19 protein-coding genes are annotated in these 19,985 nt (G+C 65.6%); 9 read left to right on the forward strand and 10 right to left on the reverse strand.

What is annotated here, in order from left to right; translation table 11 throughout:
• Positions 1–7 precede the first annotated feature (7 nt).
• The 3 genes from gabD to GA645_RS06935 all read left to right on the forward strand — a co-directional run bounded on the left by gabD (position 8) and on the right by GA645_RS06935 (position 3,882).
• Positions 8–1,456, forward strand: coding sequence for an NADP-dependent succinate-semialdehyde dehydrogenase (gene gabD, locus GA645_RS06925; protein WP_152221193.1), 1,449 nt, complete (start codon positions 8–10; stop codon positions 1,454–1,456).
• A gap of 61 nt (positions 1,457–1,517) precedes the next feature.
• Positions 1,518–2,489: a PDR/VanB family oxidoreductase gene (locus tag GA645_RS06930; protein WP_152227955.1), complete on the forward strand. Its 972-nt coding sequence runs from the start codon at positions 1,518–1,520 to the stop codon at positions 2,487–2,489.
• Positions 2,490–2,796: 307 nt separating this feature from the next.
• A complete protein-coding gene (locus GA645_RS06935) occupies positions 2,797–3,882 on the forward strand; it encodes a helix-turn-helix transcriptional regulator (protein ID WP_152221195.1) in 1,086 nt (361 codons plus the stop codon).
• A gap of 1 nt (position 3,883) precedes the next feature.
• On the opposite strand, the gene GA645_RS06940 is transcribed toward GA645_RS06935, so the two are convergent.
• The 4 genes from GA645_RS06940 to glpK all read right to left on the reverse strand — a co-directional run bounded on the left by GA645_RS06940 (position 3,884) and on the right by glpK (position 8,471).
• Positions 3,884–4,210 (reverse strand): GlpM family protein, encoded by a 327-nt coding sequence (locus GA645_RS06940; protein ID WP_178119615.1) that lies wholly within the window; start codon positions 4,208–4,210, stop codon positions 3,884–3,886.
• A 96-nt stretch (positions 4,211–4,306) separates the two neighbouring features.
• Positions 4,307–5,848, reverse strand: a complete 1,542-nt coding sequence (gene glpD / locus GA645_RS06945) for a glycerol-3-phosphate dehydrogenase (RefSeq protein ID WP_152221199.1) — start codon at positions 5,846–5,848, stop codon at positions 4,307–4,309.
• Between the two features lie 164 nt (positions 5,849–6,012).
• Positions 6,013–6,768 carry a DeoR/GlpR family transcriptional regulator gene (locus GA645_RS06950; RefSeq protein ID WP_152221201.1) on the reverse strand — a complete coding sequence of 252 codons (756 nt, stop codon included), beginning with the start codon at positions 6,766–6,768 and terminating at the stop codon, positions 6,013–6,015.
• Positions 6,769–6,956: 188 nt separating this feature from the next.
• Positions 6,957–8,471: a glycerol kinase GlpK gene (gene glpK / locus GA645_RS06955; protein ID WP_152221203.1), complete on the reverse strand. Its 1,515-nt coding sequence runs from the start codon at positions 8,469–8,471 to the stop codon at positions 6,957–6,959.
• 171 nt (positions 8,472–8,642) lie between these two features.
• On the opposite strand from glpK, the gene ybaK reads away from it, so the two are divergent.
• Together ybaK and GA645_RS06965 are read left to right on the forward strand one after the other, a co-directional pair.
• The gene (ybaK, locus tag GA645_RS06960) at positions 8,643–9,113 is read left to right on the forward strand and encodes a Cys-tRNA(Pro) deacylase (protein WP_152221205.1); all 471 of its coding nucleotides are present in this window, start codon (positions 8,643–8,645) and stop codon (positions 9,111–9,113) included.
• Between the two features lie 107 nt (positions 9,114–9,220).
• Entirely contained in the window at positions 9,221–10,003 is a 783-nt protein-coding gene (locus tag GA645_RS06965) for a PhzF family phenazine biosynthesis protein (protein WP_152221207.1), read from the forward strand.
• Positions 10,004–10,006: 3 nt separating this feature from the next.
• On the opposite strand, the gene GA645_RS06970 is transcribed toward GA645_RS06965, so the two are convergent.
• Positions 10,007–11,092, reverse strand: coding sequence for an ABC transporter ATP-binding protein (locus GA645_RS06970; protein WP_152221209.1), 1,086 nt, complete (start codon positions 11,090–11,092; stop codon positions 10,007–10,009).
• 16 nt (positions 11,093–11,108) lie between these two features.
• Entirely contained in the window at positions 11,109–12,026 is a 918-nt protein-coding gene (gene argF, locus GA645_RS06975; RefSeq protein WP_152221211.1) for an ornithine carbamoyltransferase, read from the reverse strand.
• A 315-nt stretch (positions 12,027–12,341) separates the two neighbouring features.
• Between argF and GA645_RS06980 the strand changes: the two genes are divergently transcribed.
• The 3 genes from GA645_RS06980 to GA645_RS06990 all read left to right on the forward strand — a co-directional run bounded on the left by GA645_RS06980 (position 12,342) and on the right by GA645_RS06990 (position 16,119).
• Positions 12,342–14,435 (forward strand): molybdopterin oxidoreductase family protein, encoded by a 2,094-nt coding sequence (locus GA645_RS06980; protein WP_152221213.1) that lies wholly within the window; start codon positions 12,342–12,344, stop codon positions 14,433–14,435.
• 132 nt (positions 14,436–14,567) lie between these two features.
• The gene (gene grxD / locus GA645_RS06985; protein ID WP_043250272.1) at positions 14,568–14,894 is read left to right on the forward strand and encodes a Grx4 family monothiol glutaredoxin; all 327 of its coding nucleotides are present in this window, start codon (positions 14,568–14,570) and stop codon (positions 14,892–14,894) included.
• Positions 14,895–14,955: 61 nt separating this feature from the next.
• Positions 14,956–16,119 carry an MFS transporter gene (locus tag GA645_RS06990; protein ID WP_152221215.1) on the forward strand — a complete coding sequence of 388 codons (1,164 nt, stop codon included), beginning with the start codon at positions 14,956–14,958 and terminating at the stop codon, positions 16,117–16,119.
• Positions 16,120–16,167: 48 nt separating this feature from the next.
• Here GA645_RS06990 and bfrB read toward each other — a convergent pair whose 3' ends face one another.
• Positions 16,168–16,644 (reverse strand): bacterioferritin BfrB, encoded by a 477-nt coding sequence (gene bfrB / locus GA645_RS06995; protein ID WP_152221217.1) that lies wholly within the window; start codon positions 16,642–16,644, stop codon positions 16,168–16,170.
• A gap of 219 nt (positions 16,645–16,863) precedes the next feature.
• Positions 16,864–17,079, reverse strand: coding sequence for a bacterioferritin-associated ferredoxin (locus GA645_RS07000; RefSeq protein WP_152221219.1), 216 nt, complete (start codon positions 17,077–17,079; stop codon positions 16,864–16,866).
• A gap of 278 nt (positions 17,080–17,357) precedes the next feature.
• Between GA645_RS07000 and GA645_RS07005 the strand changes: the two genes are divergently transcribed.
• Positions 17,358–17,960 carry a peroxiredoxin gene (locus GA645_RS07005; protein ID WP_152221221.1) on the forward strand — a complete coding sequence of 201 codons (603 nt, stop codon included), beginning with the start codon at positions 17,358–17,360 and terminating at the stop codon, positions 17,958–17,960.
• A gap of 204 nt (positions 17,961–18,164) precedes the next feature.
• Here the strand turns inward: GA645_RS07005 and rnt are convergent, their stop codons facing one another.
• Together rnt and pyrC are read right to left on the reverse strand one after the other, a co-directional pair.
• A complete protein-coding gene (gene rnt, locus GA645_RS07010; protein ID WP_152221223.1) occupies positions 18,165–18,845 on the reverse strand; it encodes a ribonuclease T in 681 nt (226 codons plus the stop codon).
• Positions 18,842–19,888, reverse strand: coding sequence for a dihydroorotase (pyrC, locus tag GA645_RS07015; protein ID WP_152221225.1), 1,047 nt, complete (start codon positions 19,886–19,888; stop codon positions 18,842–18,844). The genes rnt and pyrC overlap by 4 nt, the downstream gene beginning before the upstream one ends.
• Positions 19,889–19,985 lie beyond the last annotated feature (97 nt).

The raw sequence follows: 19,985 nt of genomic DNA on the forward strand, positions 1-19,985 counted from the left end.
ACCTTGCGTGAAACTCAACGATTCCAACCTGTTCCGCCAGCAAGCCTTCATAGACGGGCGCTGGTGCGATGCCGACGACGGCCGCAGCCTGGACGTGCATGACCCGGCCACCGGCGAGCGCCTGGGCAGTGTGCCGCTGATGGGCGGCGCCGAAGCCATGCGCGCCATCGAAGCGGCGAACGCCGCGCTGGAAGGCTGGCGGGCGAAGACCGCCAAGGAACGCGCGCAGATCCTGCGTCGCTGGTTCGAGCTGCTGCTCGAACACGAAGAGGACTTGGCTCGCCTGATGACCTTCGAGCAGGGCAAGCCGCTGCACGAGGCCCTCGGGGAAATCCGCTACGCGGCGTCCTTCATCGAGTGGTTCGCCGAAGAAGGCAAGCGCATCTACGGCGACGTGATTCCGAGCCCGGCGGCGGACAAGCGCCTGCTGGTCATCAAGCAGGGCATCGGCGTCTGCGCGGCCATCACCCCGTGGAACTTCCCGGCGGCGATGATCACCCGCAAGGCCGCGCCGGCATTGGCTGCCGGCTGCACCATGGTGATCAAGCCTGCCAACGAAACCCCGTTCTCCGCGCTGGCGCTGGTTGCACTGGCCGAGCGCGCCGGCATCCCGGCGGGCGTGCTCAGCGTGGTCACCGGCGATGCGCCGGCCATCGGCGCCCAGCTCACCGGCCACCCGCTGGTGCGCAAGCTCAGCTTCACCGGCTCGACGCCGGTTGGCCGCCTGCTCATGGGCCAGTGCGCCGAGACCATCAAGAAAGTCTCCCTGGAGCTGGGCGGCAACGCGCCGTTCATCGTCTTCGAGGACGCCGACATCGAGGCGGCGGTTGAAGGCGCGCTGATCGCCAAGTACCGCAACGCCGGGCAGACCTGCGTGTGCGTCAACCGCTTCTACGTGCATGACGCGGTGTACGAGCGCTTCTCCGCGCGCTTCGTCGAGCGCGTTCGCGAGCTGGCGGTCGGCCATGGTGCCGAGCAGGGCACCCAGATCGGTCCGCTGATCACCGACAAGGCCGTGGCCAAGGTGCAGAGCCTGGTCGACGACGCCACCGCCAAGGGCGCCGAGCTGGTGCTGGGCGGCAAGCCCCACGCACGCGGCGGCAACTTCTTCGAGCCCACCGTGCTCGGCAGCATCCGCCCCGGCATGGACCTGCTGCAGGACGAAATCTTCGGCCCGGTGGCGGCGCTGGTGCGCTTCTCCTCCGACGCCGAAGTGATCGAACTGGCCAACGACACCCTCTACGGCCTGGCCGCGTACTTCTACAGCCGTGACCTGGCCCGCGTGTTCAGGGTCGCCGAGCGCCTGGAATACGGCATGGTCGGGGTCAACACCGGGCTGATCTCCAACGAGGTCGCGCCGTTCGGTGGGGTCAAGCAGTCGGGCCTGGGCCGTGAAGGCTCCAAGTACGGCATCGAGGACTACCTGGAAATCAAGTACCTCTGCCTGGCGGTGTGAGCCGGGCGAGGAATAGCCGGGGCGGCGAGGCCGCCGCCCCGTGTCGCAATTGAGGTGAATGATGGCCAACACATACGAGATGTTCAGCGTGCGGGTGACCGCAGTGGAACAGGCGACCCCGCAGATCAAGCGCTTCACCCTGGCGCGCGCCGATGGCCAGCCGATGCCGGCCTTCACCGGCGGCAGCCACGTGATCGTGCAGATGCAGGCCGCCGACGGCGGCGCGTTCAGCAACGCCTACTCGCTGATGAGCGACCCGCGCGACCTGAGCCACTACCAGATCGGCGTGCGCCTGGAAGAGCAATCCAAGGGTGGCTCGGCCTTCATGCACCAGCAGGTGGAAGTCGGCAGTGAGCTGACCATCTCCACCCCGAACAACCTGTTCGGCCTGGACCCCAAGGCCGGACGCCACGTGCTGATTGCCGGCGGCATCGGCATCACCCCGTTCCTCTCCCAGCTGCATGAGCTGGAAGGCAGCGCGGTGCCCTACGAACTGCACTACGCCTTCCGCAGCCCGGAACACGGCGCCTTCCAGGGCGACCTGGCTGACGGCCCGCATGGCGAAAGCGTGCGTTTCTACATCGACAGCCTGGAGCGCCGCCTGGACCTCGCCGGGCTGTTCGACTCGCTGGCTGACGACGCCCACGTCTACGTCTGCGGCCCCAAGCCGCTGATCGACGCAGTGATCGAAGGTGCGAAGAAGGCCGGCATCGCTGACGCCCGCGTGCATTTCGAACAATTTGCCGCGGCCCCGGCCAGCGGCGGTGCCTTCACCCTGGTGCTGGGCCGTTCCGGCCGCGAGCTGCGGGTGGAGGAGGGCATGACCATCATCCAGGCCATCGAGAACGTGAAGGCGGCCAAGGTGGAATGCCTGTGCCGCGAAGGCGTTTGCGGCACCTGCGAGACGGCCATCCTCGAAGGCGAGGTGGAGCACTTCGACCAGTACCTCTCCGACGACGAAAAAGCCTCGCAGCAGACCATGATGCTCTGCGTCTCGCGGGCGCGTGGCGAGCGGCTGGTGATCGATCTCTGAAGTATCCGCCGGGCGTATAACGTCGAACGTCATACGCCCTACGCTCCTGCCTTCCGGGCTCCCGCGTTCGCGGGAGTGACGAGCTGACAGTCGAGCCTCCTGCGTCATCCCCGCGAACGCGGGGACCCAGAAAACAGCGTCGGGGAGCCCCCAGGCAAGGGCTTCACGGAAGAGCGCCATTGCTTCCATGCGCCTCGCGCAACGCCACTGTCGCCCCTTCCATCCGTAACCGCTACGCATCTGTTATCCGTCAGTTTACAGCTGTGTATACTGCAGTCCTCGACGATCTTCAGGGACTATGCCTTCCATGCAGGAAAACAGCTTCGCCTTCCGTCTCAAGGAATTGCTCGAACTCCACAAGCTGACCCTGCAGGCAGTGGGCACGGCCCTGGGCATTTCGCGCACCGCGGTGCACAAGTGGACCAAGGGCGGCGAGATCGACTATGACAACCTGCGCAAGCTGGCGGACTTCCTCAAGGTCAACTGGATCTGGCTGCGCTACGGCGAGGAAGCCCTGCGCGACGTGCAGCAGGCCGAGCCGATCGAACTGCCGATGACCGACCTGCGCCGCCGCTACACCGCCGAGATCATGGAAAGCGAAGCGCGCATGAAGCTGGCCCAGGAAGGCGCGCGCATCGTCACCTGGGAATGGAACCTGATCAGCGACGAAGTGACCTACTCGCCCAACGTCGAGGTTGTCTACGGCTGGCCGGTCACCTCCAACAAGGACTTCTGGCGCCATCTGCCGCCGGAGGACATCGCCGCCATGCAGGCCATGTACGACCGCGCCATCGCCGAGGGCGGCACTTGCGAGTGCGATTTCCGCATCTTCCAGCCCGATGGCGCGCTGCGCTGGATCGCCTCCCGCGCGAGCGTGGTGCAGGACGCCGTGGGGCGGCCGGTGAAGATGGTCGGCATCAGCATGGACAACACCGCGCGGATGATTACCGAGGACGCGCTGCGCAATAGCGAGGAACGCTTCCGCGCGATCTTCGAACTGACCTGGGGTGCATTGGCCTATATCGGCCTGGACGGTGGCTGGCAGCGGGTCAACGGCAGCCTCTGCGAACTGCTCGGCTACAGCCCGCTGGAGCTGTACTCCATGACCTTCCAGGAACTCACCCACCCGGACGACCTGGGCAAGAACCTCGAACTGCTGCGCCAGCTGCTGGCTGGTCGCTTCGACCGCTACGTGGTGGAGAAACGCGTGCGCCGCCGTGACGGCGACTACGTCTGGGTACGCGTGCGCACCTCGCTGCAGCGCCGCCGCCAGGACGGCATGCCCGACCACCTGATCAGCGTGTTCGAGGACATCAGCGCCGAACGCGCCGAACGCGATCGCCTGCAGGCGCGCATCGAGGAGCTGGAAGCCAGCCTGGCCGAGCGCGCCTGATTCAGTGCAGGCGCACCCAGACGCTCACCAGCACCGTGGCGGCCACCAGCCAGGCCAGTGCCGCCATCGCCAGCGAAAGTTCCAGGCGCAGACGGTCCACCAATAGGTAAAGCGCGGCGAGATAGACGAAGTAGGGGATGATCGACCACATGCCGAAGGCGATGGTGCTCTTCAGGTCATCCAGCGAACGGCTCTTGCCAACGATGTAGTGGGCGATCAGGGCGAAGGTGGGGAACAGTGGCACCAGCCCGGCGATGTAGTAATTGCGCGTCTTCGACAGCGCGGCGAGGATCAGCACCACGCCGGCGCCGAGGCTTGCCTTGAGAATCAGGTCCACGGTGGTCTCGATACAGCGACGCCACCGGATGGTGGCGTCGGGCATTATCGGTGAGCGCGGCAGGCCGTCAATCCGACTTCCGGTGCGTCAGGCCACCTGTGTGCTCGGTTCCAGTGGATGTTCGCTGTGCAGGTACTGCTCCAGCCGCTCCTGTTGCCGGGCGGTGAGGAACAGGCCGAGCTTGGTGCGGCGCCAGAGGATGTCCTCGGCTTCGCGCGCCCACTCTTCGCGGCACAGGTATTCCACTTCGCGGGCGTAGAGCCCGCCGCCCAGGTGTTCGCCCAGTTCGCTGAGATCGCCGGCGCCACCCAGCAGCTTCCACACGCGGCTGCCGTAGGTGTTGGCCCAGCGGTGGGCGAGGGCCGGGTCGAGCTGGCGCAGGTGCTCCATCAGCTGCACGGCGAGGTCTTCGAGGCTGGTCAGCGCCTCGCCGCCAGGCAACGGGGCGGCGGCGGTCCAGCTCGGCCCCATGACGCCGGCGAAATACGGTGCCAGCTGTTCCAGTGCGGCCTCGGCGAGCTTGCGGTAGGTGGTGAGCTTGCCGCCGAACACCGAGAGCAGTGGGGCCTCGCCGGGGGTGTTGTCCAGCGCCAGGGTGTAGTCGCGGGTGACGGCGGAGGGATCGTCGGACTCGTCGTCGCACAGCGGACGCACCCCGGAGAAGCTGCGCAGGATGTCCTCGCGCCCGAGCTGGCGCTTGAAGTGGGCATTGACCACGTTCAGCAGGTAATCGGTTTCTTCCTCGCTGATGCGGATCTGCGCCGGGTCACCCTTGTACTCGCGGTCGGTGGTGCCGATCAGGGTGAAGTGCTGCAGGTAGGGAATCGCGAAGACGATCCGGCGGTCCTCGTTCTGCAGGATGTAGGCGTGCTCGCCTTCGTACAGGCGCGGCACGATCAGGTGGCTGCCCTGGATCAGGCGAATACCGTAGGGCGGCTTCTGGCGCAGTTCCTCGCGCAGGAAGCGGTCGACCCAGGGGCCGGCGGCGTTGACCAGGCAGCGGGCGCGGATCGAATAGAGGCTGCCGTCCTTGCGCTCCAGATGCAGGTGCCACAGGCCCTTGCTGCGCCGCGCGCTGACGCAGCGGGTGCGTGGGTGGATGTGCGCGCCGTGCTCGCGGGCGCTCATGGCGTTGAGTACCACCAGGCGAGCGTCGTCCACCGCGCAGTCGGAGTACTCGAAGCCGCGGGTGATCTCGGCTTTCAACGGGCTGTCCTGGCCGAAGCGCAGGCTGCGCGAGCCCGGCAGCTTCTCGCGCTTGCCGAGGTGGTCGTAGAGGAACAGACCGGCGCGGATCATCCAGGCCGGGCGCAGGTGCGGGCGGTGCGGCAGGACGAAGCGCAGCGGGTGGACGATGTGCGGTGCCTTGGCCAGCAGTACTTCACGCTCGGCCAGGGCTTCACGCACCAGGCGGAATTCGTGGTGTTCGAGGTAGCGCAGGCCGCCGTGGATCAGCTTGCTGCTGGCGGAGGAGGTGTGGCTGGCCAGGTCATGCTGTTCGCAGAGGAACACCGAGAGACCGCGCCCGGCGGCGTCCGCCGCGATGCCCACGCCATTGATCCCACCGCCGACGACGGCCAGGTCATAGACTTCGGCCAGGGGCGCGTTGCGCGAGCGGGTTGGGTTCATGGGGATGCCTCGAGAGTGGAAGTGAACGCATTTATGTTCGTTTTCGAAAATATCTTAGTTCGATGAATGAAACGTGACCAGCTCTGGGCGCGAAATCGCGCAGGCATTCGTCAGTTTCTTCGAAATTGAACGCTCGGGGAGGGTGTGGAGGTGAGAACGGACGCTCAGACCAGTTCGAGCTGGACCTTGTGCTGCGCCAGCAGGCGTGCCACGGCGGCGGGGGGCGGGCTGTCGGTGAACACCCGGTTGACCAGGGCGATCGGCCCCAGGCGCACCATGGCGTTGCGCCCGAACTTGCTGGAGTCGGCGGCGAGGAACACCTGCCGGGCGTTGTCGATGATGGCGCGGGAGACGCGCACTTCCTGGTAGTCGAAGTCCAGCAGGCTGCCGTCTTCGTCGATGCCGCTGATGCCGACCACGGCGAAGTCGACGCGGAACTGCTCGATGAAGTCCACCGCCGCCTGGCCGACCACGCCGCCGTCGCTGCGCACGGTGCCGCCGGCCACCAGCACTTCGAAGTCGTCCTTGCCGGCGAGGATGCTGGCGACGTGCAGGTTGTTGGTGATGATCTTCAGGTGGCTGTGGCCGAGCAGGGCGCGGGCGATGGCTTCGGTGGTGGTGCCGATGTTGATGAACAGCGAGGCGTTGTCCGGGATGTGCGCGGCGATGGCTTCGGCGATGCGCTGCTTCTCGTCGCGCATCTGGTCGGCACGGGTGTTGTAGGCGGTGTTCTCGACGCTCGAATCCCAGGCCGCGCCGCCGTGGTAGCGGCGCAGCAGGCTCTGTTCGGCGAGCTGGTTGATGTCGCGGCGGATGGTCTGCGGGGTGACGGCGAACTGCTGGGCGAGTTCCTCGATGCTCAGGTAGCCGCGTTCGCGGACCAGGTCGAGGATGCTTTGCTGTCGCGGTGGCAGGTTCATGCGCTGTGCTCGTGTGGACGGGCCGAAGGGGCAAGGATGCCGGAGTGGGGCGGCGCTGTCATGAGTCGCTGAAACCAAGAGGCGCAAGCAACCCAGTAGGATGGGTAGAGCGTAGCGAAACCCATGCTGTCCCGATTGCGAGACTTGAGGGGTTTCGCTGCGCTCTACGCCATCCTACGGTCGGTGGTTCAGTCTTCGGCTGCCCAACCGCGTGTACGTTCGACAGCCTTCTTCCACCCGGCATACAGCCGCGCGCGCTCCGCCTCGTCACAGGCCGGCTGGAACACCCGCTCGATCACCGCCTTGTTCTTCAGCTCGGCGAGGCTCCCCCAGAATCCGCAGGCCAGGCCCGCCAGCACGGCGGCGCCGAGGGCGGTGGTCTCGCGCATCTGCGGGCGCTCCACCGGGGTGCCGAGGATGTCGGCCTGGAACTGCATGAGGAAGTTGTTGGCCACCGCGCCGCCGTCCACGCGCAGGGCACGCAGCGGTTCGCCGGCGTCCTGCTGCATGGCGTCGAGCACGTCACGGGTCTGGTAAGCGATGGATTCCAGCGTGGCGCGGATCAGGTGGTCGGCCTTCACCCCGCGGGTGAGGCCGAACAGCGCGCCGCGGGCATACGGGTCCCAGTAGGGCGCGCCGAGGCCGGTGAAGGCGGGCACCAGGTAGACGCCGTTGCTGTCCTTCACTTTGGTGGCGAAGTACTCGGAGTCGTGGGCGTCGTTGATGACTTTCAGCTCGTCGCGCAGCCACTGCACGGTGGAGCCGCCATTGAATACCGCGCCTTCCAGCGCGTAGGCCACCTCGCCACGCGGACCGCAGGCGATGGTGGTGAGCAGGCCGTGGGTGGACTTCACCGCCTTTGTGCCGGTGTTCATCAGCAGGAAGCAGCCGGTGCCGTAGGTGTTCTTCGCCTGGCCCGGTTCCACGCACATCTGGCCGAACAGCGCGGCCTGCTGGTCGCCGGCGATCCCGGCGATCGGCGTGCGGTGCACGCCCAGGCCACCGACCTTGCCGTAACCGTAGACCTCGGAAGATGCGCGCACCTGCGGCAGCATGGCGCGCGGGATGTCCAGGGCAGTGAGCAGGCGCTCGTCCCAGTCGCGCTTGTGGATATCGAACATCAGCGTGCGCGAGGCGTTGGTGTAGTCGGTGACGTGCACCTCGCCCTCGGTGAGCTTCCAGATCAGCCAGGTGTCCACGGTGCCGAACAGCAGTTCGCCACGTTCGGCGCGTTCGCGGGCGCCTTCGACGTTGTCGAGGATCCACTTGAGCTTGGTGCCGGAGAAGTAGGGGTCGACGACCAGGCCGGTGGTGTCCTTGATGTGCTGCTCCAGGCCGTCGCGCTTGAGCTGCTCGCAGATCGCCGCGCTACGCCGGCACTGCCAGACGATGGCGTTGTGGATCGGCCGGCCGCTGGCCTTGTCCCACACCAGGGTGGTTTCGCGCTGGTTGGTGATGCCGATGGCGGCCACCTCGGCGACGCTGATATTGGCCTGGGCCAGGGCTTCCACCAGGGTCGAGCTCTGGGTCGCCCAGATCTCCATGGGATCGTGCTCGACCCAGCCGGCTTGCGGGTAGATCTGCGCGAATTCGCGCTGGGCCACGCTGACCACATTGGCGTCATGGTCGAAGATGATGGCGCGCGAACTGGTGGTGCCCTGGTCGAGGGCAACGATGTATTTCTTGTTCTTCAGGTCGGTCATGGCGGCGGCCTTGTGCGGATTCCGTTCGGCAATCCCGGCGGCAGGGCCGGGAGGGGATTGGCGGTGAACATACGGGATTCATCCGCATCGGTGAAGCGAACACCGTGCAGCGCGCCACACCTTGGCTTACTGTTATGCGCTGGAAAGCCGCTTGCGAGAAGCCCGCCGATCATGACCCCCGCCATCGACCTGCTGAAGAAGAACCGCGCCGAGCACCAAGTGTTGAGCTATGAGCACGACCCCAAGGCGCCGTCCTATGGACTGGAGGCCGCCGAGAAGCTCAATCTCGATCCGGCCCGGGTGTTCAAGACCCTGCTGGCCGCCAGCGAGAAGGGCGAGTTGCTGGTGGCGGTGGTGCCGGTGGCCGGCACCCTGGACCTCAAGGCGCTGGCCCATGCTGCTGGCGTGAAGAAAGCCGACATGGCCGACCCGAACGCCGCCCAGCGCGCCACTGGCTACCTGGTTGGCGGCATCAGTCCGCTGGGGCAGAAGAAGCGCCTGCGCACCTTCATCGATGAATCCGCCCAGGGCTTCCCGAGCATTCACGTCAGCGCCGGCCGCAGAGGGCTGGAGGTGTCGCTGAGCGCCGAGACACTGGCCGCGCTGACCTCTGCGAAGTTCGCGCCGATCGGTCGAAGCTGAGCGGTCGAGGCTCAACGGTCAAAGCAAGGGACTGTCTGGTCCGGTCTGTACGGTTCGCTGCCAGTCGGCTTCTGTCATGCTCGGGTATCACTTTTCAGGAGACTGCCATGCAACTCGATTTCCATCAGGTGGATGCCTTCACCGACCATCCCTTCGCCGGCAACCCGGCCATGGTCTATCGCCTCGATACCTGGCTGGCCGATGAGTTGATGCAGAAGATCGCCGCCGAGCACAACCTGTCCGAGACCGCTTTCCTGGTCCAGGAAGCCGAAGGCTGGCGCATTCGCTGGTTCACCCCGACCGCCGAAGTCCCGCTGTGCGGCCACGCCACGCTGGCGAGCGCCCATGTGCTGTTCGAGGTCTTCGGCGAGCTGGGCCAGTCCCTGGAGTTCAATTCGCAATCCGGGCCGCTGCGTGTGTTCCGCGAGGAGGGCCGGCTGGCCCTGGACTTCCCAGCGCAGCCGCCGAGCGAGGCGGGCAGCACAATAGAGCTTGAGCAGGCGTTGGGACTGCCAGTGGTGGACGCCCTGAGTACCCAGGCGCACCTGCTGGTGCTGTTGGAGTCCGAATATGCAGTGCGCAGCTGCACGCCCGACTTCGCGGCACTGGCGCGCATGCCGTACCTGGGGGTTATCGTCACCGCGCGTGGCGACGACCATGACTTCGTCTCGCGCTTCTTCGCCCCGGCCATCGGCCTCAACGAAGACCCGGTGACCGGCGCCGCCCATTGCAGCCTGATTCCCTACTGGTCGCAGCGCTTGAACAAGCTGCAGATGCATGCCTACCAGTGCTCGGCGCGCGGTGGTGAGCTGTGGTGCCGGCTGGAGGGCGATCGGGTGCGCATCGCCGGCCACTCGCGGCTGATCGCCAGCGGCCGGATGGTCATCTGAGGATCAGTGCTGGCGGCTAAGGGCCTGGTGCGCTTCCACGCTGCCCTGGGCCGGGAACAACACCAGGTGCTCGGCGGCAACACTGATGCCCACTTCATCACCGGGTTGGTGATCGGCGTGGCTGGGGAAGATCGATTCCAGCTGGGTGCCGGTGGGCAGTTGCAGGCGGTAGAGGGTCGCCGCGCCGAGGAATGACTTGCCGACTATCCGCGCCTTCAGCGCGCCATCGGCCGCCGGCACCAGGTCGTCCGGCCGCAGCAACACATCCACCGCGCTGCCGTCGGGCAGGCTGTAGGCGCGGTTGCCGCACAGCACGCCCAGTTCGGTCTGCACCGCATCGCTCCCACGCATCTGGCCGCGAATGAAATAGCCCTGGCCGATGAAGCTGGCGACGAAGGGCGTCTGCGGCTCGTGGTAGAGGTTGAATGGGGTATCCCACTGCTCCAGATGGCCCTGACGGAATACGCCGACGTGGTCGCTGACGGCGAAGGCTTCCTCCTGGTCATGGGTCACCAGGATGGCGCTGGTGCCACGCGCCTTGAGGATGTCCCGCACCTCGTGACTGAGCTGCCGGCGCAGTTCCACGTCGAGGTTGGAGAAGGGTTCGTCGAGCAGTAGCAGTTGCGGCTGCGGCGCCAGCGCGCGGGCCAGGGCCACGCGTTGCTGCTGGCCACCGGAAAGCTCATGCGGGTAGCGCTGGCCAAGACCGTCGAGCTTCACCAGTTGCAGCAGTTCTTCGACGATGCGCGCGCGCTCGGGATGCCTGCGGATTCCGAAGGCGATGTTGTCCGCCACCGACAGGTGCGGGAACAGGGCGTAGTCCTGGAACACCATGCCGATCCGGCGCTTCTCCGGCGACAAGGTGAAGCCGGGACGGGAAATGACTTCGCCGGCCAGTTCGATACGACCGCTCTGCACCGGCTCGAAACCGGCGATGGCGCGCAGGGTGGTGGTCTTGCCGCAGCCCGAGGGGCCGAGCAGGCAGCCGATGTCGCCGGCGTTCAGGTGCAGGCTGACGCCTTGCACCACACGCTGCTGTTCATAGCCACAGGAAAGATCGTCGAGGGTGAGCAGCAGCGGTGGGGTCATCTGACTCGGAACGGATTCAGGCGTAGTGCGCGTGCTCGACCAGCAGTTCGAGCAGCGCCTTCTGGGCATGGAGACGGTTTTCCGCCTGGTCCCAGGCCACGGAGCGCGCGTCGTCCAGCAGGTCTTCGCTGATCTCTTCGCCACGGTGGGCCGGCAGGCAGTGCATGAATAGTACATCCGCCGCGGCGCCATCGAGCAACGCACGTGTTACCTGATATGGCTGGAACAGGCGCAGGCGCGCGGCGGCCTCGTCTTCCTGGCCCATGGAGGCCCAGACATCGGTGCTCACCAGGTGCGCGCCGGCCACCGCTTCGCGTGGGTCGCGGACGATCTTCACGCGCTCGCCCGCCAGGTCCAGCAGGCCGGCATTCGGCTCGTAGCCCTCGGGGCAGGCCACGCGCAGCTGGAAGTCGAAGCGAATGGCGGCCTCGATGTAGCTGTTGCACATGTTGTTGCCGTCGCCGATCCAGGCCACGGTCTTGCCGGCGATGCTGCCACGGTGCTCGTGGAAGGTCTGCATGTCGGCCAGCAGCTGGCAGGGGTGCAGGTCGTCCGACAGGCCGTTGATCACCGGCACGCGGGAGTTCTCCGAGAACTCGATCAGGTTGCTGTGGGCGAAGGTGCGGATCATCACCGCATCGACCATCCGCGACATTACCCGTGCGGCGTCGGCGATCGGCTCGCCACGGCCCAGCTGGGTGTCGCGCGGAGAGAGGAAGATCGCCTGGCCGCCGAGCTGGATCATGCCGGCTTCGAAGGAAATCCGCGTACGGGTCGAGGCCTTCTCGAAGATCATGCCCAGCACGCGGTTCTTCAGCGGTTCGTAGAGCACACCTCGGTCGCGCAGGTCCTTCAGCTCGGTGGCGCGTCGGATCAGACCGAGCAGCTCTTCGGTCGTGTAATCCAGCATCGAGAGAAAGTGACGTGCGCTCATGGTTCGTACCTACTACTTATTCTCAGAATCGGGCCGAGGTACCGACCGGATTTCGTGAGAAAAAACGGGCTGAACCTGCGGGGGGACCGCATGGAGCGGGAAATGGGGGAAGGCGCGATCCTATAAGGAAATTACGCATCTACGCAAGTTTCGCCCAAGGGCCCTGTTGGCCGAGGTTTCTCCATGGTCGTTCCTGATGCCTGGGGATTCACCCGACAGAAGCTGGTGGTGCTTATCCGGGGCGCGTTCCATAGTGCTCTGCGACCCCACGACCGGCGCCATGAGCGCCCGGCGACAACAACAACGAGGCGAGCCATGAGCAAGACCCTCCACCACCGTGCGTGCCACCTGTGCGAGGCCATCTGCGGCCTGACCATCGAGACCGAGGATGAGCGAATCCTCTCGATCAAGGGCGATGCGCAGGACAGTTTCAGCCGTGGCCATGTCTGCCCGAAGGCCGTGGCGCTGCAGGATATCCAGAATGATCCCGACCGCCTGCGGCAGCCGGTGCGGCGGGTGGGCAGCGAATGGCAGCCAATCGGTTGGGACGAGGCCGTCGAGCTGGTCGCCGCGCGTCTGGCGGACATTCGCGAACGCCATGGCAGCGATTCCGTCGCGGTGTACCAGGGCAATCCGAGCGTGCATAACTACGGTCTGATGACCCACAGCAACTATTTCCTGGGGCAGCTGAAAACTCGCAATCGTTTTTCGGCCACTTCAGTCGATCAGTTACCCCATCACCTGGTCAGCCAACAGATGTTCGGCCATGGCCTGCTGATCCCCATCCCCGACATCGACCACACAGACTTCATGCTGATCCTGGGCGGCAATCCGTTGGCGTCCAACGGCAGCATCATGACCGTGCCGGATGTGGAGAAGCGTCTGAAGGCCCTGAAGAGCCGCGGCGGTCGCCTGGTGGTGGTGGACCCGCGGCGCACGGAAACCGCGGCACTTGCCGACCAGCACTTGTTCGTCCGCCCGGGCGAGGATGCTGCCTTGCTGCTGGGCATCCTCGACACGCTGCTTAGCGAAGGTCTCACCCGTGAAAGCCATCTGCCGGTGACGGGCCTTGCGGCCGTGCGCGGGGCGCTGGCGCCGTTCAAGGTCGAGGCGATGGCCGTGCGCTGCGGCGTGCCGGCCCAGGATATTCGCCAGCTGGCGCGGGACTTCGCCGCCGCCGACAAGGCCGTCTGCTATGGCCGCATGGGTGTTTCCACCCAGGTGTTCGGCAGTCTCTGCCAGTGGCTGGTGCAACTGATCAACCTGCTCACCGCCAACCTCGACCGGGTCGGCGGCACGCTGTGCACCACGCCGGCGGTGGACTTGGTGGCGACCACTTCCGGTGGTGCTTTCAACCGTTGGCAAAGCCGCGTGTCCGGCCTGCCGGAATATGGCGGCGAGTTGCCGGTGGCGGCGCTGGCCGAGGAGATGCTCACCGAGGGTGACGGGCAGATCCGCGCACTGGTGACGGTGGCGGGCAACCCGGTGCTGTCCACGCCCAATGGCCGGCGCCTGGAGCAGGCGCTGGACGGCCTGGAGTTCATGCTCAGCGTCGATCTCTACATCAACGAGACCACCCGCTATGCCGACCTGATCCTGCCGCCCACGGCGCCGCTGGAGCACGATCACTACGACACCACCTTCAATATCTTCGCGGTGCGCAACGTCACGCGCTTCAACGAGGCGGTGCTGCCCAGGCCCGACGGCGCACTGCACGACTGGGAAATCTTCGTCGGCCTCGCCACGGCTTATGCCGCGCGCATGGGTAGCGAGTTGAAGCCAACGATGGCGCCGGAACAGATGATCGAGATGGGGCTGCGGTTCGGCCCCTATGGCGACGCCTCGGAGCACAAGCTCAACCTCGCCCGGCTGCGCGAGCATCCTCATGGGCTGGACCTCGGCCCGCTGCAGCCCAATCTTGCGGCGCGCCTGAAGACCGCCAGCCGGAGCGTCGAGGCCGCGCCGGAAATCCTGCTGAATGACCTGCGCCGCTTCGCCGACACCCAGGCGCCGGCAGCGGACCAGTTGTTGTTGATTGGCCGTCGTCATGTGCGCAGCAACAATTCCTGGATGCACAACTATCACCGCCTGGTGAAGGGCAAGCCGCGCTACCAGTTGCTCATGCACCCGCAGGACCTGGCATCGCGCGGGCTGGTGGATGGCCAGCGCGTGCGGGTACGTTCGCGAGTCGGCAGCATCGAGATCGAGGTGTCGGCCAGCGACGAGGTAATGGCCGGCGTGGTCAGCCTGCCCCATGGCTGGGGGCATGGACGGCCGGGGGTGCAGTTGTCCATTGCTCGCGAGCAAGGAGGGGCCAGCGCCAACGACCTGACCGACGAGCGCCACCTGGATGCGCTCTCCGGCAACACGGCGCTCAACGGTGTGCCGGTCGAGGTCGAGGCGGCCTGACAGGCTGTCGCAGCGGCCCTGCAAAGCCGAGCGTCGCGCTCGGCTTTGCAGTACAATGCGCCCAACCGTGCCGGCCAGAAGCCGCCTGTGGCGCTGCCGGGTCAGTATCTGATAGTTCAGCCGAGGAAGTTCATGGATATCATCGATACCATCAAAGAACAGATCGCCAACAACCCTGTCCTGCTGTACATGAAGGGCTCGCCGAATGCTCCGCAGTGCGGTTTCTCGGCCCGCGCCGCCCAGGTGCTGATGGCTTGCGGCGAGAAGTTCGCTTACGTCGACATCCTGCAGAACCCGGAAATCCGCGCCAACCTGCCCAAGTACGCCAACTGGCCGACCTTCCCGCAACTGTGGGTCGGCGGCGAACTGGTCGGCGGCAGCGACATCCTGGCCGAGATGTTCGAGAAGGGCGAGCTGCAACCGCTGATCAAGGACGCCGTAGGCAAGGCCAACGCCTGAGTCTTTCGTGCTGTCGCACAAAGCCCCGCCTCGGCGGGGCTTTGTTTTTGGGAAGGAATAAATGACCGAACAAGCAAGGACGAACGCCGCGCGCTGGGCCTGCGGCTACTGTTTCGCCATGGGCGGGATGGCGCACGGCAGCGTGATGGGACGGGTGCCGGCGCTCAAGAGCATGACCGGGGTGGACGAGCAGGAGCTCGGCCAGGCGCTGCTGGGCGCGGGCTGCGGCGCGCTGCTGGCATTCGTCTTCGCTGGCGCCCTGGTGCGCCGCTACGGCAGCCGGGCGATCACCATCGTCTCCGGTTTGGCGCTGATGGCCAGCTTCCCGTTGCTGGGGCTGGCGCAGAATGTCTGGGAGCTGGCGGCGGGCTTTCTGCTGGTCGGCCTGACCTTTGCCACCATGGACGTGGCGATGAACACCCAGGCGGTGGAGGTGGAGCGACGCCTCGGTCGGCCGTGCATTGCCGGCCTGCATGGCATGTACAGCCTGGGCGGGCTGGTCGGTGCAGTGGGAGCGGCGGCCCTCGCTGACCTTGCGCCGATCTGGCATTTCACCCTGCTGGCGGGGATAGCGGTGGCGATCCTGCCGTTCTTCGCCCGCAGCCTGTTCGAAGGGCGCCCTGAGCCCATGGAGGAGGAGGCGCCGGCCCAACGTGGCTGGCGCCTGCCGCCACCGGCCTTGATCGGTCTTGGGTTGCTGACGGTGTGTGCATTCGTTTCCGAGGGCGCGGTCGCAGACTGGGGCGCATTGCTCCTGCACCAGGTGATGGGCGCGTCCGAGCGCCTGGCAGCGGTGGGCTTCGCGGCGTTCTCCGCGACCATGGTGCTGGGACGGCTGTTCGGCGATCGCCTGCGCGTGCGCTTCGCCGACGAGGCGCTGGTGCGCAACCTGGCGCTGCTGGCCATCGCCGGCACGCTGCTGGCCCTGTTCAGCCCTTGGGTGGCGGGCGCCATCGCCGGTTTCGCCCTGGTGGGCGTGGGGCTTTCGGTGGTGGTGCCGATCCTGATCGGCGCGGCAGGCAATCGGCCGGGCGTCGAGCCGTCCAGAGGCGTAGCCGCGGTGGCGTCGTTCGGTTACGGGGGCTTGCTGCTCGGGCCGCCGCTGATCGGCTTCCTCGCCGAACACGTGGGGCTGCGTCTGGCGTTGCTGGTGGTGGTGGGGCTGTGCGCCGGGCTGGTGCTCAAGGCGTCACTGGTGCGTCGTCCGCCGAAGGCGAACGCCTAGAAGGGAAGGGCACCGACGTCCACAACCGCGCCGGTGCCTTTTTCCTGATCAGTCGTCTTCGTGCATGTGCGACTGCAGGTAGTTTTCCAGGCCGACCTTCTGGATCAGGCCCAGCTGGGTTTCCAGGTAGTCGATGTGCTCTTCCTCGGACTCGAGAATGTTCTTGAGCAGGTCGCGGCTCACATAGTCATGCACGCTTTCGCAATGCACGATGGCGTCGCGCAGGTCCTTGCAGGCCTTGAGTTCCAGGTTCAGGTCGCACTGCAGCATTTCCTGGGTGTTCTCGCCGACCAGCAGCTTGCCCAGGTCCTGCAGGTTGGGCAGGCCTTCGAGGAACAGGATGCGTTCGATGAGCTTGTCGGCGTGTTTCATCTCATCGATGGATTCGTGGTACTCGTGCGCGCCGAGGCGCTTCAGGCCCCAGTCGTTCCACATGCGCGAGTGCAGGAAGTATTGGTTGATGGCGATCAGCTCGTTACCGAGGACCTTGTTCAAGTGCTGGATGACTTTCTTGTCGCCTTTCATGCCGGGGTCCTGCCGTGTGGAGTGGGGGAGTCTGAAAGTGTGGTCCTCTTATAACTGACTGTCAAACATAAGTACTTGAATTCGTTATAAAAAGGAATATGAATGCGAATGTTTTCATTCCGCAATTCGGCGTTAAGACGCTGAATTTCAGGCATAAAAAAACCGGGCATGGCCCGGTTTTTTTGGAATCTCTGCTGAATTGACCGCAGGTCGCGTCGATCAGCTTGCGGCATAGGCGAGGGAGTAGTTCATCGACTGCGCACTCTGCAGTTCGCCCAGGGTCTCGCGGACGACCTGTTTGGCGAGGCAGGCGCACTTGCCGCACTGGGTGCCGACGCCGGTGCTTTCACGCACTTCGCGGTAATTGCAGCAACCTTCGTAGATCGCTTCGCGGATATGGGTATCGGTGACACCTTGGCAGAGGCAGACGTACATGGTTGCACTACGCATCGCTGTGGGGTTGTTGGAGGCGATACTAATCTTAATGAGAATGATTGTCAAAGTTTGCTGGGCGGGCTTTTTCGCGACCGGATAAATGGTCATTTCCGTCAATGGCTTAGCCTTGTCGGGGAGCCGGGGAAAGCGCTGGGCGCACCGGAAAACGGCGGTGTATCATGGCCGCCCCACTGGAGTGGATAACCCGTTGATCCGGCCGTTGCGAGCCGGGCAGGGCACCTTGCACTCCCTCACGTCCTCACCCCAGGAGACATGGAATGAGCGTACTCGTAGGTAAGAAAGCTCCCGACTTCAACGTAGCCGCCGTTCTCGGCAATGGCGAGATCGTCGACAGCTTCGTGCTGTCCGAAGCCATCAAGGGCAAGTACGGCCTGGTGTTCTTCTACCCGCTGGACTTCACCTTCGTCTGCCCGTCCGAGCTGATCGCCCTGGACCGCCGCATCCCTGAGTTCCAGGCGCGCAACGTCGAAGTCATCGGCGTTTCCATCGACTCCCACTTCACCCACAACGCCTGGCGTAACACCCCGGTGGACAAGGGCGGCATCGGCCCGGTCAAGTACACCCTGGCCGCCGACATCACCCACGAAATCGCCAAGGCCTATGACGTCGAGTCCGCCGACGGTGTCGCTTTCCGTGGCGCCTTCCTGATCGACCAGAACGGCGTGGTGCGCTCGCAGATCGTCAACGACCTGCCGCTGGGCCGCAACATGGACGAGCTGCTGCGTCTGGTCGACGCCCTGCAGTTCACCGAAGAGCACGGTGAAGTCTGCCCGGCCAACTGGAAGAAAGGCGACAGCGGCATGACCGCATCGCCGGAAGGCGTTGCCGCCTACCTGGCCCAGCATGCCGCCAAGCTGTAAGGCTGCCAGTGCATGAAAAAAGCCCCGCTTCGGCGGGGCTATTTATTGGGATACGCGGGGGCTGCTTTTCGTAGGAGCGGACTTCGTCCGCGATCCATTCCGCGACGAGGCTAATCGCGGACGGAGTCCGCTCCTACAGGGAGCCCGTGCGGGAAAGAAAAAGCCCCGCAAGTGCGGGGCTTTTTCATGGGGAGTGGGAAGCGATCAGTCCTCGTCTTCCATCCAGCCGCCGAATTCCTTCCAGCGGTTGACGATGCCGCAGAACAGCTCGGCGGTCTTCTCGGTGTCATAGCGCGCCGAGTGGGCCTCGCGGTTGTCGAACTCGATGCCGGCGGTCTGGCAGGCCTTGGCCAGTACGGTCTGGCCGTAGGCGAGGCCGGCGAGGGTGGCGGTGTCGAAGCTGGAGAAGGGGTGGAACGGGTTGCGCTTCACGCCGCTGCGGTTCACCGCGGCATTGAGGAAGCCCAGGTCGAAGCTGCTGTTGTGGCCGACCAGGATCGCCCGCTTGCAGCCGTTGGACTTGAGCGACTTGCGCACGCCACGGAAGATTTCGGTCAGCGCCTGTTCTTCCGGCACGGCCATGCGCAGCGGGTGGTCCAGCTTGATGCCGGTGAACTCCAGTGCCGCCTGCTCGATGTTGGCGCCTTCGAAGGGCTCCACGCGGAAGAAGTAGGTGTGTTCCGGGAACAGATACCCGCTCTCGTCCATGCCGATGGTGACGGCGGCGATCTCCAGCAGTGCGTCGGTTCCGGCATTGAAGCCACCGGTCTCGACGTCCACGACTACCGGCAGGTAGCCACGGAAGCGGCGGGCCATCGGGTGGCGCGGGCCAGGCGGGAAGGAACCGTCGAGTTCTTCTTCGAAGTTTTCGTTCTCGTCACTCATGCCTGGGTCTCCAGCAGGCGCCAGCGCAGTTTCTCGCCGGCACGCAGCGGGACCACTTCGTAATCGCCGAACGGCAGCGCCGCCGGGGCATTCCAGTCTTCACGCACCAGGGTGATGTGGTCGCTATTGCGCGGCAGGCCGTAGAAATCAGGGCCGTGGAAGCTGGCGAAGGCTTCCAGCTTGTCCAGCGCGTTGCGCTGCTCGAAGGCCTCGGCGTACATCTCGATGGCGGCGTAGGCGGTGTAGCAGCCGGCGCAGCCGCAGGCGGCTTCCTTGGCATGGCGCGCGTGGGGCGCGGAGTCCGTGCCGAGGAAGAACTTCGGGTTGCCGCTCGTGGCCGCATCCAGCAGGGCTTCCTGGTGGGTGTTGCGCTTGAGGATCGGCAGGCAATAGAAGTGCGGGCGGATGCCGCCGACCAGCATGTGGTTGCGGTTGTACAGCAGGTGGTGCGCAGTGATGGTCGCGCCGACGTTGGCCGGGGCGGCCTTGACGAAGGTTGCGGCATCGCCGGTGGTGATGTGCTCGAGGACCACTTTCAGGGTCGGGAAGCGCTCGACCACGCGGGTCAGGTGTTCGTCGATGAAGCGCTTCTCGCGGTCGAACACGTCGACTTCGGCGCGGGTCACTTCGCCATGCACCAGCAGTGGCAGGCCGATTTCGGCCATGGCTTCCAGAACGTGGAAGATGTTGTCGACGCTGGTCACGCCGGAATCGGAGTTGGTGGTGGCGCCGGCCGGGTACAGTTTGGCGGCATGGACGTAGCCCGAGGCCTTGGCCGCGCGCACGTCTTCCACGCTGGTACGGTCGGTGAGGTAGAGCACCATCAGCGGTTCGAAGCGGCTGCCGGCCGGACGGGCGGCCAGGATGCGCTGGCGGTAGGCGTCGGCTTCGGCGGCGTTGCGCACCGGCGGCACCAGGTTCGGCATGATGATGGCGCGGCCGAAGGTGCGAGCGGCGTCGCCGACGGTTTGCGCGAGTGCGGCGCCGTCGCGCAGATGGATGTGCCAGTCGTCGGGGCGCAGGAGTGTCAGGCGGTCGGACATGCGAATTCCAGGAAGGCGGTTGCAGCGGAAAGAGTAGGGAAATGCTACCGGAAAAGGCAGTCGGCAGCACTCGCTATCAAGTTTTGCCGCAGCCGAC

The sequence above is a fragment of the Pseudomonas sp. SCB32 genome (assembly GCF_009189165.1).
Classification (GTDB): Bacteria; Pseudomonadota; Gammaproteobacteria; order Pseudomonadales; family Pseudomonadaceae; genus Pseudomonas.